We start from the raw sequence: 14,192 nt of genomic DNA, 5'->3' as shown, positions 1-14,192 counted from the left end.
AAGGCATGTTTAAACTTTTTTCTAAGGACTTTTGGGACGTTACTGCAAGACTGATTTTACGTAATAAAATCGTGATTCTTCTCAGTATTCTAATTGCAACTTTTCTATTAGCACAGAAATGGGAAAACATGCGTTTTACCTACACGGAAGCCAACTTACTTCCAGATGATCACGAAATAAATATTATTTACAATGACTTTTTAAAAACTTTTGGAGAAGAAGGTAATTTGATTGTTTTAGGAGTTAAAGACAGTACACTATTCTCAGTTGAAAAATTAAATGCTTGGAATAAACTTTCAGAAAATTTTAAAAATGACGCGGCTATTGAAACTGTTATTTCAATAAAAGATCTTCAAAAACTAATAAAGGACACTGAAAATGAAAGGTTTAAATTAGAGCCTTTTATTAAAGATTCAATTACCTCGTTATCACAAATAAGCATCTTACAAAGCGAGCTTTTCAAGAAGTATCCATTCTATGATAATTTTCTATTTAATAAGGAAACAAAAACAATACGCTCTGCGCTTTATTTAAAGAAAGATATTGTAAACACTTCAGCAAGAAAAGACTTTGTTGTTAATATATTAATACCAGAGATCGAAGCTTTTGAAAGCAAATATAGTATGGATGTGCGTATTTCTGGAATGCCATATATCAGAACCTTAAATTCTCAAAACATTGTTGATGAAATAAGCACCTTCATTTTAGCAGCTTTATTGGTAACATCAGTTATTTTCTTTTTCTTTTTTAGATCATTTAGAGCCACTTTTATTTCTATGATTGTGGTTTGTATTGGTGTTATGTGGACACTAGGAATTATAGGATTCTTAAATTATGAAATAACGGTTTTAACAGCTTTAATACCACCACTTATTATAGTAATTGGAATACCAAACTGTATTTTCTTAATTAATAAATATCAGCACGAAGTAAAGTTACATGGGAATAAAGTAAAATCTTTACAACGGGTTATTACAAAAATTGGTAATGCTACCTTAATGACTAATGTAACTACCGCTTCTGGTTTTGCAACATTTATACTTACAGAAAGTAAACTTTTAAAAGAATTTGGTGTTGTAGCTTCATTAAGCATTTTAGCCATTTTTATTTTATGTTTATTGATTATTCCAATTATTTACAGCTTCATGCCATTCCCAAAAGATCGTCATTTAGAGCACCTTAACAAGCGCTGGATTGGTGGTTTTGTAAATTGGATGGAACTTATGGTAAAGAAAAAACGTATTGCTATTTATATTACATCAATAATTCTTTTGGTAGTTAGTATCATTGGTATATATCAAATAAAAATCTCAGGTAGTTTAATTGAGGATATGCCCCAAGAATCTGATTTTGTAAATGATATTCGGTTTTTTGAAGACGAGTTTAATGGTATTATGCCATTAGAAATTATGGTAGATACTAAGCGAAAAAAAGGTGTCATGAAGCTTTCAACGCTTAAAAGAATGGACGCGCTTGAAGATTTGATTATAGAAACGCCAGAGCTTTCAAAACCCGTTTCAATTGTTGGGTTAGTTAAATATTCTAAGCAAGCCTATTATAATGGTAATACTAAATTTTATCAATTACCTACTTCACAAGAAAACAGTTTTATTCTATCTTATGCCAAAAATTCATCTTCAAATATAGATTTGCTGAATAATTTTGTAGATAGTACTGGGCAATACGCTCGTATAACGACTTTTATGAAGGATATTGGCACTGATAAAATGGAGCGCATTGAAGAAAATCTTCAAACCAAAATAGATAAAGTTTTTCCTAAAGAACGTTATGATATAACCATGACAGGTAAAGCCTTAGTATTTCAAAAAGGCACCAAATACTTAGTAAAAAACCTCGTGATTTCTCTATCATTAGCCATTATTTTAATCGCTTTATTTATGGCATATATGTTTAGGTCTGGACGAATGATTATTATTTCTCTTATTCCAAATTTATTACCGCTATTGGTTACAGCAGGTTTAATGGGTTATCTGGGAGTGCCTATAAAACCTTCAACTATTCTAGTTTTTAGTATCGCTTTTGGTATATCCGTAGATGATACCATTCACTTTTTAGCAAAATATAGACAGGAACTTCAAGCTAATAACTGGAAAATCAAAGTATCTGTGTACGGTGCTTTAAAAGAAACTGGTGTAAGTATGTTTTATACCTCTATTGTCTTGTTTTTTGGGTTTTCAGTATTTACCATATCTAGTTTCGGTGGTACAGTGGCTTTAGGAGCATTAGTTTCAGCAACTTTACTTTTCGCCATGTTATCAAACCTACTACTTTTACCTTCTCTACTCCTTTCTTTAGAGCGAAGTATTGCCAACAAGCAAGTGCTTAGAAAACCTTCAATAAACATTATTCCTGAGGAAGAGGAGGAAGGTTAAATTCTACTCTTAATAAATTTCAAACTCTGAAAAATTTTGGATTTTAGAAATTAAATTATGAGCATTGAAACCGTTATATTTACACTATGAATTTTTAAATATGTGTGACTTTGAAAACTGTTTCAGAATTATTATCAGAAGATATTATCATACCTGATGTAGAAATTAAAGGTTGGGTAAGAACCTTTAGGGCAAACCGATTTATTGCTTTAAATGATGGATCTACAATCAATAATATTCAATGTGTTGTTGATTTTGAAAATTTTGATGAAGCGTTATTAAAAAGAATAACGACTGGTGCAGCAATTCATGTAAAAGGCAAGCTTATTGAAAGTCAAGGCAAAGGTCAAAAAGTTGAAATTCAAGTTGATGAATTATACATTTTAGGAGATTCTGACCCCGAAACATACCCTATTCAACCGAAAAAACATTCGTTTGAGTTTCTTAGAGAAAATGCACATTTACGCACAAGAACTAATACGTTTAGTGCAGTGATGCGATTACGCTCTGCTCTATCTTTTGCCATCCATAAATATTTTAATGATAATGGATTTTACTACATGCATGCACCAATTATTACAGGCAGTGACGCAGAAGGTGCCGGGGAAATGTTTCAAGTAACCAATTTAGATATCAAAAATTCACCTGTTGATGATTCTGGTAATATAGATTATTCGCAAGATTTCTTTGGGAAAGAAACTAACCTAACTGTTTCTGGCCAATTAGAAGCTGAGACCTATGCGATGTCTCTAGGAAAAGTTTACACCTTCGGACCAACCTTTAGAGCTGAGAACTCAAATACCTCAAGGCATTTAGCAGAATTCTGGATGATTGAACCAGAAGTTGCATTTATGGATTTAGCTGGTAATATGGATTTAGCGGAAGATTTCATGAAATCAGTCATCAAATACGTTTTGGATAATAATCGAGAAGATTTAGAATTTTTAGATCAACGTCTTCAAAATGAAGAAAAAACTAAACCTCAAGCTGAACGAAGCCCCATGAATTTAATTGAGAAATTGAATTTTGTAACTGATAATAATTTCAAACGTGTTAGTTACACTGAAGCTATTGATATTCTTAGAAATTCTAAGCCTAATAAGAAAAAGAAATTCAAATACCCCATTAACGAATGGGGAACAGATTTACAAAGTGAACATGAGCGTTTTCTCGTAGAAAAACACTTTAAATGCCCTGTTATTTTATTTGATTATCCAGCTAACATTAAAGCTTTTTATATGCGTTTAAATGAAGACGGAAAAACGGTACGTGCTATGGATATACTTTTCCCTGGAATAGGAGAAATAGTTGGTGGCGCACAACGTGAGGAACGCTTAGATGTTTTAAAAGAAAAAATGGCTGCCATAAATATTCCTGAAGAAGAGCTTTGGTGGTATCTAGATTTACGTAAATTTGGAACTGCGGTACACTCTGGCTTCGGCTTAGGATTTGAACGTTTAGTGATGTTTGCGACAGGAATGAGTAATATCAGAGACGTAATCCCTTACCCAAGAACACCTCAAAACGCTGAATTTTAAAAATAGTTTTAAAAATAGAGCTTTTGGTATGACTTTGGTATACTAATCCCTTTTTATATCTTTGAGTAACAACCTGAATAAACCACATGCTTAAACAACATTTACAGTTTAAATTATCACAAAAGCTATCGCCGCAGCAAATTCAATTAATGAAATTGATACAGCTGCCCACACAAGCTTTTGAGCAACGTTTAAAGCAAGAATTAGAAGAGAATCCAGCCCTAGAAGGAGGAAAAGAAGAGAGTAAAGATGACTTGGATTCTGATTTTGACAATACAACAGATGATTTTGATGATAACGAATCTATAAATGCAGAAGACATCAATGTTGATGAGTATTTAAGTGACGATGAAATTCCAGACTATAGAACTCAGGCCAATAACTATAGTAGCGATGATGACGAAAAAACAATGCCTTATGCAGCTGGAACTTCGTTTACACAACATTTAAAAAATCAATTGAACACTTACAGGCTTTCTGATGAAGAACGTGATATTGCTGAGTTCTTGGTTGGAAGCGTTGATGAAAGTGGTTATATAAGACGTGATTTAAGTGATATCATGGATGATTTGGCGTTCACTCAAAACGTCTACACAACTGAAGAAAACATAGAAAAAGTTCTAAAAATTGTACACCAATTAGATCCTGCTGGTGTAGGTGCAAGAAATCTACAAGAATGTTTAAGTATTCAACTGCACCGAAAAGAAAAAACAGTAGATACAGAATTAGCAATTAATATTATTGATAATGCTTTTGATCAATTTACAAAAAAGCATTACAAAAAGTTACTTCAAAAATTTGATATTTCTGAAATTCAATTAAAAGATGCCATATCTGAAATAGAGCACCTAAATCCAAAACCTGGTGGCTCTTATGCTGGAAATAACCGAATTGTGGAGCATGTAGTACCAGACTTTGCAATTAAAATTGTTGATGGTGAATTGGAGTTAACCCTAAACGGAAGAAATGCTCCTGAGTTACATGTATCTAGAGAATACAACAACATGCTTAAAGGTTATAAGGATTCTAAAGACAAATCTAAATCGCAAAAGGATGCCGTATTATTCATCAAACAAAAGCTAGATGCTGCTAAATGGTTCATTGAAGCTATTAAACAGCGTCAACAAACTTTATTTGTAACTATGAGCGCCATCATGCATTATCAAAAAGAATATTTTTTGACTGGAGATGAACGTAATTTAAAACCCATGATTCTTAAGGATATTGCCGATGAAATCAATATGGATGTTTCTACCGTTTCAAGGGTTGCCAATAGTAAATATGTAGATACACCCTATGGTACTAAATTAATAAAAGAGTTCTTTTCTGAATCTATGAAAAATGATCAAGGAGAAGACGTTTCTACCAGAGAAATAAAGAAAATCCTAGAAAGTGTAGTTGAAGAAGAGAATAAGAAAAAACCTTTAACAGACGAGAATTTAGCTGCTATATTAAAAGAAAAAGGTTATCCTATTGCACGACGTACAGTAGCTAAATATAGAGAGCAACTAGACATTCCTGTGGCACGTTTACGTAAGAAAATATAATGGATAAACTACTAAAGAGTATCTCATATATTTTTCATCCATTAATAATGCCGTTACTAGGAGTTGTTTTTTATTTTGCAAAATCTCCACGTTATTTTCCAATAGAAGTTATTCAAGCAAAAGTAGTTTCACTTTTTATATTAACTATAATTCTACCAATTTTATTATATTTTCTTCTAAAAACCCTTGGCTTAGTTAGCACTCTAAATCTTGATACAACCAAAGAGCGTATTTACCCTCTAATCCTCAATGGTATTATTATTCTAATTGTTTTACAACGAATTTTAACGCCTTCGCAAGCTATAGAACTTTATTTTTTCTTTGTAGGGGTATTACTATCTAACATGGCTTGTTTGCTGCTAGCAATAATGAAATTTAAAGCAAGTATCCATATGATAGGGATCTCTGGTTTATTTATGTTTTTTATAGCTATAAGTATTCATTTTAGCATAAATATTAATGGAACACTTGCATTAATGTCGATAATAATAGGAGCTATTGCAACATCAAGACTACATTTAAAAGCCCACACCTATAAAGAATTAATCATGGGTGTTTTTATAGGTTTAATTCCACAATTAATTTTAGTAAACTATTGGTTGTTATAGAACATAGAACATGAGTCCTATTTTAACCGCATTAAAATCCAAATGCTGTCCATCTATTTCCGCATCTTCTTTTAATATTGGATTCAATCCATAATACACATGCACATTCCAAGTGTTATATCCAGCACTTAAAGTAAGTCCATACTGAAACCTATTAAAATCATTATTGCTCGTGAACTTGATACGCCCTAAATCACCTTCGTATTTAGAAGTATTAATTAATGTATAACCCAATTTAATTCCAGCATAAATACGCCAAAAATTATACTCCGATGGTGTAGATGTTCTCCATCTAAACTCTAAAGGTATTTCTATCAAATGTGTAGAAAATTTATTTTTAGAATAGGTTTCACTGTCCTCTAAAATAGTATAAAGAAAATCACCTGTGTCATTCTGGTTAATAAATAAATCTTGATTATAAGAATTTGCAGAATAACCAAGTCCTATACCAATAGCTAAATTTCTATTTTTATTTATAGGCATATCTTTAATAAACCCTAAATGAAACCCTAATGAAAAACCACTCTGATCTATATTATCACCTCTCTTGCCCAATAAATTATAAGTTATACCGGCATAAAGCTGATCTTCTTTATAAAGTGAATCAACTTCTTTACTGGTTTCTTCTTGAGCAATACCATGCATAATACTAGATAAGCAGAACAAAACAAAAAATAGATGTCTCATCAAAACTGATATTAATTAAAGTATAAATATTATAAAACCACAATAATAAATTAAAATTGTGAACTTCGCTAAAAAGTAAAAGGCGTTTTGAAATTTCAAAACGCCTTTATATAAAATTAAGAAAGTAAAGTTATTGTCCTGTAAACACACTACCCTTCTTAGTTGTGTAATTTATCTTAAGTGCATTAACCTTACGTAGTTCTTGCTTAATATCTCCTATTAATCCCATATTTGCATCACTATCAACCTTTAAGGCTGTAGTAAGAAATGGAACCAATTCTTCACGCTTGGAGGCACGTTCTTGCGCAATGAAAGATGCTATATCTTTCACACTGGCAAAATCATCATTAAGTTGAATTCTAGCTACAGAACCAAACTGCTTGTAATTTTGACTTGGTTTACCAGCATAAATATACATTACCAAATCTTTCTTGTCAAGTTTTTCAACTTGATCCGCAAAAGGCAAGTTATTTTCAATTTTCAAAGTATTTTGCCTCATTACTGTGGCCACCATAAAAAAGAATAATAACATGAATACGATATCTGGCAATGCAGCAGTATTTACAGCAGGTATTTCACCACCTTTTTTCTTTTTAAATTTAGACATATTTAATAAATGTTAAATTTTAATCTATTGTACTTCTGAAAGCTTTTGAGGATAATCTATCTTTATCTGATCGATTTTCTTCTTAAGCGCGTCTTTATTCCCAGGCCAATTAACATCTTTGTAATTTGCCTCCATCTCGGTAAATGGTTTACCGTAAAGGGATAATGCTCTAGCATCTCTTAAATCGTTGTATGCAGCAACTAATTCGTTCTGTACTGCGATATATTGTTTATAAGATGTTTCACGTTCGTTCTTCAATGAAATAATGGCTTTATCAGGATTATCTGATGAAGCTGGGTCTTTTTTCCCCTTGCAATAATCACAAGATTTATCCCCACCATTATCTAAAAACTCTTTGGCTGCTGCTCTTAAATCCTTAAGTTCCATAAGTTCATCTTCAACAAGTAATTGATCTTTACCATTTAACAAAACAGTAAAAATATTTTTCTGTTTGATGATGACATCCTCTTCAGATTCTTCCATAGGAGGAAGTTTTCTATTAATTCCAGAATCTACTTCAATAGTAGTAGTTACAAGAAAGAATATTAATAATAAGAAAGCAATATCGGCCATTGAGCCTGCATTTACTTCTGGTGCTGCTCTTTTTGCCATAATTTATTTATTAAACATTTTTTTAGCTCCTCCATATAACATTGAGCCAATTGCTACTGCTGCTAGTATATAAAAAGCATATAAACCAGCTCCTACATTTTTAGAAGTTGCGGTAGTGACATCAGCTCCTTTATCTGTAAAAGGTTTCAAATCTAAATCTGTTCCAGACGAAATAACATAAGATATAATGATTACTGCTGCAAACGCACCAACTGTCATTAATGTCTTTTTAATATCACCAGCAAATAAGCCTTTGATAACAAACAAAACAACTAACAACAATACTATACCTAAAACTACATAGGCTATAAATAGCATATAACTACTCATATTCTGAGCTGTATCTTCATCTCCAGCCATAATCATTAGCGCAAAAATCGCACCAATAATAGCTAAAGCAAAAGCTACAATTTTTAAAATTTTATGTAAACCCATAATTTTTTATTTTTTAAATTATTACTTTTTGTGTCTAATTAATAGATCCATTAACGTTATAGAAGCATCTTCCATGTTGTTAACTATGCTATCAATTTTAGCAATAATGTAATTATAAAAAATTTGAAGTATAATAGCTACTACAAGACCAAATACCGTAGTTAAAAGTGCTACTTTAATACCTCCAGCAACAAGTGATGGTTGCATATCTCCAGCTGCCTCAATCTTATCAAAGGCTTGAATCATACCGATTACCGTACCCATGAAACCAAGCATTGGTGCTAAAGCGATAAATAAAGAAATCCATGATACGTTTTTCTCTAACTGTCCCATTTGTACACCACCGTATGCTACAACAGCTTTTTCAGCAGCTTCAACACTCTCATCCGCTCTATCTAATCCTTGGTAATAAATAGATGCGATAGGACCTTTAGTATTTCTACAAACTTCTTTAGCAGCTTCAACACCTCCAGAAGACAATGCGTCTTCTACATCTTGAGTTAATTTTTTTGTGTTTGTAGTAGATAAATTTAAAAAGATAATTCTTTCAATAGCTATTGCTAAACCTAGAATTAAACATAATAATACTATACCCATGAAGCCAGGACCTCCTTCAATAAAACGCTTTTTTAATTCTTGATGAAATCCAAGTTCTTCAGCAGGAGCTGCATCATCTTGAGTCATTGTTGTAACTGTTGTTACGGCTGTACTAGTGTTAGCAATTGTAGTTGCATTAGCTGTTCCGAATGCCACCATTACTGTTATGGCAAGGATAGAAAATAATCTTTTCATGTTCTCGATCTTAATTTTATTAGTTAAAGTGTTAAAGATATAAAAAAAAAGCAATTAAAAATAAAAAATAACAGCAGAGAGGAAGGGATTCGAACCCTCGATACGCTATTAACGCATACACGCTTTCCAAGCATGCGCCTTAAGCCACTCGGCCACCTCTCTGTATTTAATTTTATTAATTACAGGGGTTCAAATAACAAAAAAAACTTTGAAGGCTAAAATTTTAAGAGTTAATTTTAATTCATTTCTCCTCGCAAGGGTTTTTCATATATGGTTTTGAAGGTTTTAGCAGGAATATTTTGTCCTAATAAAAACATCAATTTGCCAACTGCTGCTTCGGTTGTTATATCCTTACCTGAGATAACACCTATTTTTTTTAACAAACTACTAGTTTCATAATGTCCCATCATAACACTTCCACCAGCACATTGTGTGATATTTATAATATGTACTCCTTTAAAAATATATTTTTTTAAAATATCAATAAACCATGATTCAGTAGTGCAATTCCCAGCTCCATAAGTTTCAATTATCACTGCCTTCAAATTAGAGGTTTCAAAAATACTTTTTAAAACAGACTCTGTAATTCCTGGATACAATTTGACTACAGCAATGTTTTCATTTAAAACTTTATTTACTTTGAATTTCTTTCTAAGGTTTGGTTTAAATAAATACTCATGGTTCACTTTTAAATGAACTCCAGACTCTGCTAAATCAGGATAGTTTAAAGAAGCAAATGCTTGAAAATTTTCAGCATTTAATTTAGTTGTTCGGTTTCCTCGGTACAATTTATATTCAAAATAAAGACAAACTTCTTTAACAACAGGCTTCCCTTTATCTTGCATTGATGCCACTTGAATTGAAGTAATTAAATTTTCCTTTGCATCGGTTCGTAAATCTCCTATTGGTAATTGCGACCCTGTAAAAACTACAGGTTTAGCTAAGTTATCAAGCATAAAACTTAAAGCCGAGGCTGTGTAACTCATCGTATCGCTTCCGTGTAATACAACAAAGCCATCAAATTTTTGATAATTAGATTCAATAATTTCTGCAATTTGAAGCCAATAACTCGGATTCATATTACTAGAATCTATTGGTTTCTTTAAAGAAACTGTATGAATATCACATTCTAAGAGTTGTAGTTCTGGGATTCTATCTAAAAGATTTTTAAAATTAAATGCTTTTAAAGAATTCGTTTTAAAGTCTTTTACCATACCAATAGTTCCACCAGTATATATGAGTATTATTCTAGTTTTAGATTTTCCCATACTTTAGATTTTAAAAATATCTTTAGAATTCTGTGTTGTTATTTTTGCTATCGTTTCTTTAGATACATTATATATCTCAGAAAGCTTTTCAAGAACGTTTACTAAATAAGCACTCTCATTTCTTTTACCTCTGTATGGTACTGGAGATAGATATGGCGAGTCGGTTTCTAAGACAATATGTTTTAAATCAATTTTATTTAAAAAGGCGTCAATCTTTCCGTTTTTAAATGTTGCTACACCACCTATACCTAATTTCATATTATAGGACATCGCTTGGTATGCTTGTTCTAAAGATCCTGTAAAACAATGAAATATTCCAAACAAGTTATCATCATTTTCGGTTTCTAAGACTTCAAAAATCTCATCAAATGCTTCTCTACAATGAATTACAATTGGTAAATTATATAGCTTTGCTAACTTTATTTGATGCCTAAAAGCCTTAATTTGGATCTCTAAAGTAGATTTATCCCAATATAAATCAATACCTATTTCACCAACAGCATAAAATTTTCGTTCTTCCAGCATATTTTCAACATGCTTTAATTCTTCTTCATAATCATCTTTTACATGTGTTGGATGCAAACCCATCATCAAGAAAATAGATTCTGGATAATCTTCTTCAAGCTTAAACATGGCATTGGTATATGTAGAATCTATGGCTGGAACAAAAAATCTTGAAACACCCTGTTCCATAGCTCTTGCAATCATTTCATCTCTATCTTTATCAAATGCTTCGCTGTATAAATGAGTATGTGTATCCGTAATTATCAAAGTGAAAGGTTTTGGTTATACTATTCTGTAAAAATAATTGTTTTATAGGACTATATTTGTTTAAAATCTATTAAGATGGAAACGTTGAAAGAATTTCTTGATAAGAAAGGATACACTAAAATAAAATTAAAGTTTACCAAAACGAATCATTTTGAAATTAAAGCCACCATTAATGGTGTAAGAGGTAATTTCATTTTGGATACTGGAGCATCAAGTTCTTGCGTTGGTTTTGAAGGTATAGAAACGTTTAAACTTAATGCAGAAGATTCTTTGATTAAGGCTGCTGGCGCTGGCGCTACAAATATGGATACTAAAACAGCAAAAAAAAATAAAGTTAAAATAGGTAAATGGTCTAACAACAAAATTGTTTTAGTTTTATTTAATCTTACCCATGTTAATACCGCGCTTGTTAATCATAACTCCAAACCTGTTGATGGGATTATAGGCGCAGACATTTTAAAAAAAGGAAAAGCCATTATAGATTATGAAAAGAAATATCTATATTTAAAGTTATAAAATTAATAGTAAACCCTATCTCTCTCCTAAATTAAATGAATACATCTATTGTTATAGCTGATGACCACCCACTTATGTTACGTGGACTAACTGATTTTTTAACCTCAAAAGGATACAATATAATTGGTAGTGCAGAAGATGGTAAGGCTGCTTATAATTTGATTGTTAAATTAAAACCAGAAATTGCTATTCTTGACATAAGAATGCCTTATAAAACTGGATTGGAAATTGCTGAGGCCTGCAAAAAAAATGACTTACCAACAAAGGTTATCCTTATTACTTTTGACAAAGAAGAAGAACTTTACGATAAAGCCCAAGAATTTGATGTTTACGGTTACATTTTAAAAGAATTTGCTATTGAAGAGATTGAGACTTGCATTAGTCAGGTCGTAAATGGTAAACCTTATTTTAGTGAAGAAATAGCATCTTATTTAAATGCAAGCACTATTGATAAAAAGCCTGATGCTTTGGATATGCTTACAAAATCTGAATTGAGAATTATAAAACTTATCTCTGAGAGTAAAACGAGTCAAGATATTGCAGATGAATTATCAATTTCTGTTAGAACAGTAGATAAACATAGAAGTAATATTGTGCATAAGCTAGAGCTTGACAACAAACCCACATCTCTTTCTATTTGGGCCAACTTAAACAAAGACTTTTTGTAGTTGCGTATAAAATACGTAGATGTACGTATTTATTGTATCATTTATATATTCTATCTTTACAGTGCTATTAATTAGTTCTTAGGGAGAATTATAGAAAACTCTAAATTGTAATGATTTAGAGTTTTCGTTTTTTATAGATTCATCTCTCTTACTAACAATTATAAAAATACGTACAAGTGCGTATTTTTTTTTTAATTAATGCATCTTATTTTTACAGTGCTATTAATTAATTCTTTTGAGAGAGAATTTTTTAGATACTCTGCACTGTAATGGTGCAGAGTTTTTAAACAAATTTTTTAAAACAAAAATCATGCTTAAAGCCGAAATGGAAAAAGAGAACAACACTCTAAATAAATACTTTATTATAGGATTGTCAATTTTAGTTGTTATCGTTATCGCAGTAAATATTGTTATGTGTTTTATTTAGTTAGTCTAGAGTGCCTCAAAACTGGAACTAAAAAAGGTGTTACATAAAAATGTAACACCTTTTTTAGTTTGATACTTATAGATTACACTACAATTCTAATGCCTTTTTAACATCATTATCCATTAATAACTCCACTGGATTTTCAAGAGCTTCTTTAACTGCTACCAAAAACCCAACACTTTCTTTACCATCAATAATTCTATGGTCATAAGATAAAGCTACGTACATTATTGGCCTTATTTCAACCTTCCCATTAATTGCAACAGGACGTTCAACGATATTATGCATCCCCAAAATCCCACTTTGAGGCGGGTTTATTATTGGTGTAGACAACATACTTCCAAAAACGCCTCCATTTGTAATTGTGAAAGTTCCTCCTGTCATTTCATCAACTGTTATTTCTCCTTCTCTAGCCCTAATTGCTAAACGCTTAACTTCAGACTCCACACCTCTAAAGCTTAAATTTTCTGCATTTCTAATTACTGGTACCATAAGTCCTTTTGGTCCAGAAACAGCAATACTAATATCACAAAAATCATAAGAAAGCATTTCTTTACCATCTATCATAGAATTAACAGCTGGATACATTTTTAATGCTCTTACAACAGCTAATGTAAAGAAACTCATAAACCCTAAACTAACACCATGCTTTGCTTTAAATGTTTCTTTGTATTCAGTACGTAAAGCAAAGATTGGAGACATATCTACTTCATTGAAAGTAGTTAACATAGCCGTTGTATTTTTCGCTTCAACTAGTCTTTCTGCCACTTTACGACGTAACATTGACATTTTACTTCTTGAAGTCCCTCTGTTTCCTCCTGTAGGTGTTCCCATAGATGGCACAGCTTTTATAGCGTCGTCTTTAGTAACTCGACCATCTTTACCTGTTCCAGAAACAGTGCTAGCATCCATTCCTTTTTCAGATAAAATCTTTTTTGCAGCAGGACTTGCAGTACCTGTAGCATAAGTTTTAGTTTCAGAAGACACCGGTTTTGAAGCTTCAGTCTTAGAAACCTCTGCTTTTTTCTCTTGCTCTGGTGCTTCACCCCCTTCAGGTTTTTCAGCACTTGTATCAATCAAACACACTACTGCTCCAACATCTACTGCATCTCCTTCCTCAGCTTTAAGCGTTATAATTCCACTAGCTTCAGCAGGTAATTCAAGGGTTGCTTTATCACTATCAACCTCAGCAATAGCTTGATCTTTTTCTACATAATCCCCATTTTCAACCAACCATTCTGCTATTTCAACTTCTGTGATTGATTCACCTGGTGAAGGCACTTTCATTTCTAAAATCATTGTCTATAATTTTAATGTATCTTA

14 protein-coding genes and 1 tRNA gene are annotated in these 14,192 nt (G+C 31.8%); 6 read left to right on the top strand and 9 right to left on the bottom strand.

Going from position 1 to position 14,192, the window contains the following annotated elements; all coding sequences use genetic code 11:
* Positions 1-5 precede the first annotated feature (5 nt).
* The 4 genes from Q0772_RS05995 to Q0772_RS05980 all read left to right on the top strand — a co-directional run bounded on the left by Q0772_RS05995 (position 6) and on the right by Q0772_RS05980 (position 6,086).
* Positions 6-2,393 carry an efflux RND transporter permease subunit gene (locus Q0772_RS05995; RefSeq protein ID WP_298341426.1) on the top strand — a complete coding sequence of 796 codons (2,388 nt, stop codon included), beginning with the start codon at positions 6-8 and terminating at the stop codon, positions 2,391-2,393.
* A 104-nt stretch (positions 2,394-2,497) separates the two neighbouring features.
* Positions 2,498-3,931, top strand: coding sequence for an asparagine--tRNA ligase (gene asnS / locus Q0772_RS05990; protein WP_298341423.1), 1,434 nt, complete (start codon positions 2,498-2,500; stop codon positions 3,929-3,931).
* 86 nt (positions 3,932-4,017) lie between these two features.
* Entirely contained in the window at positions 4,018-5,478 is a 1,461-nt protein-coding gene (gene rpoN / locus Q0772_RS05985) for an RNA polymerase factor sigma-54 (protein WP_298341420.1), read from the top strand.
* Positions 5,478-6,086, top strand: a complete 609-nt coding sequence (locus Q0772_RS05980) for a hypothetical protein (RefSeq protein ID WP_298341417.1) — start codon at positions 5,478-5,480, stop codon at positions 6,084-6,086. Before rpoN ends, Q0772_RS05980 begins: the two co-directional genes overlap by 1 nt.
* On the opposite strand, the gene Q0772_RS05975 is transcribed toward Q0772_RS05980, so the two are convergent.
* The 8 genes from Q0772_RS05975 to Q0772_RS05940 all read right to left on the bottom strand — a co-directional run bounded on the left by Q0772_RS05975 (position 6,081) and on the right by Q0772_RS05940 (position 11,258).
* Positions 6,081-6,773, bottom strand: coding sequence for a porin family protein (locus Q0772_RS05975; protein ID WP_298341414.1), 693 nt, complete (start codon positions 6,771-6,773; stop codon positions 6,081-6,083). The genes Q0772_RS05980 and Q0772_RS05975 overlap by 6 nt on opposite strands.
* A gap of 130 nt (positions 6,774-6,903) precedes the next feature.
* A complete protein-coding gene (locus Q0772_RS05970; protein WP_298341411.1) occupies positions 6,904-7,380 on the bottom strand; it encodes a biopolymer transporter ExbD in 477 nt (158 codons plus the stop codon).
* A gap of 24 nt (positions 7,381-7,404) precedes the next feature.
* Positions 7,405-7,992 (bottom strand): biopolymer transporter ExbD, encoded by a 588-nt coding sequence (locus tag Q0772_RS05965; protein WP_298341409.1) that lies wholly within the window; start codon positions 7,990-7,992, stop codon positions 7,405-7,407.
* Positions 7,993-7,995: 3 nt separating this feature from the next.
* Positions 7,996-8,427 carry a hypothetical protein gene (locus Q0772_RS05960; RefSeq protein ID WP_298341406.1) on the bottom strand — a complete coding sequence of 144 codons (432 nt, stop codon included), beginning with the start codon at positions 8,425-8,427 and terminating at the stop codon, positions 7,996-7,998.
* Between the two features lie 21 nt (positions 8,428-8,448).
* Positions 8,449-9,219 (bottom strand): MotA/TolQ/ExbB proton channel family protein, encoded by a 771-nt coding sequence (locus Q0772_RS05955; RefSeq protein ID WP_298341403.1) that lies wholly within the window; start codon positions 9,217-9,219, stop codon positions 8,449-8,451.
* Between the two features lie 74 nt (positions 9,220-9,293).
* Positions 9,294-9,381, bottom strand: a tRNA-Ser gene (locus Q0772_RS05950).
* A 74-nt stretch (positions 9,382-9,455) separates the two neighbouring features.
* On the bottom strand, positions 9,456-10,487 hold the full coding sequence (locus tag Q0772_RS05945) for an asparaginase (protein WP_298341401.1): 1,032 nt from the start codon (positions 10,485-10,487) through the stop codon (positions 9,456-9,458).
* 3 nt (positions 10,488-10,490) lie between these two features.
* The gene (locus Q0772_RS05940; RefSeq protein ID WP_298341398.1) at positions 10,491-11,258 is read right to left on the bottom strand and encodes a TatD family hydrolase; all 768 of its coding nucleotides are present in this window, start codon (positions 11,256-11,258) and stop codon (positions 10,491-10,493) included.
* Positions 11,259-11,333: 75 nt separating this feature from the next.
* On the opposite strand from Q0772_RS05940, the gene Q0772_RS05935 reads away from it, so the two are divergent.
* Both Q0772_RS05935 and Q0772_RS05930 read left to right on the top strand, forming a co-directional pair.
* Positions 11,334-11,774: a retropepsin-like aspartic protease gene (locus tag Q0772_RS05935; RefSeq protein WP_298341396.1), complete on the top strand. Its 441-nt coding sequence runs from the start codon at positions 11,334-11,336 to the stop codon at positions 11,772-11,774.
* Positions 11,775-11,809: 35 nt separating this feature from the next.
* Positions 11,810-12,442 (top strand): response regulator transcription factor, encoded by a 633-nt coding sequence (locus Q0772_RS05930; RefSeq protein ID WP_298341393.1) that lies wholly within the window; start codon positions 11,810-11,812, stop codon positions 12,440-12,442.
* 514 nt (positions 12,443-12,956) lie between these two features.
* Here Q0772_RS05930 and odhB read toward each other — a convergent pair.
* Positions 12,957-14,168 carry a 2-oxoglutarate dehydrogenase complex dihydrolipoyllysine-residue succinyltransferase gene (gene odhB, locus Q0772_RS05925; protein WP_298341390.1) on the bottom strand — a complete coding sequence of 404 codons (1,212 nt, stop codon included), beginning with the start codon at positions 14,166-14,168 and terminating at the stop codon, positions 12,957-12,959.
* Positions 14,169-14,192: the final 24 nt, after the last annotated feature.

Source organism: uncultured Algibacter sp. (genome assembly GCF_947490405.1).
Classification (GTDB): Bacteria; Bacteroidota; Bacteroidia; order Flavobacteriales; family Flavobacteriaceae; genus Algibacter_B.
This window is presented reverse-complemented; position numbering and strand designations above follow the sequence as displayed.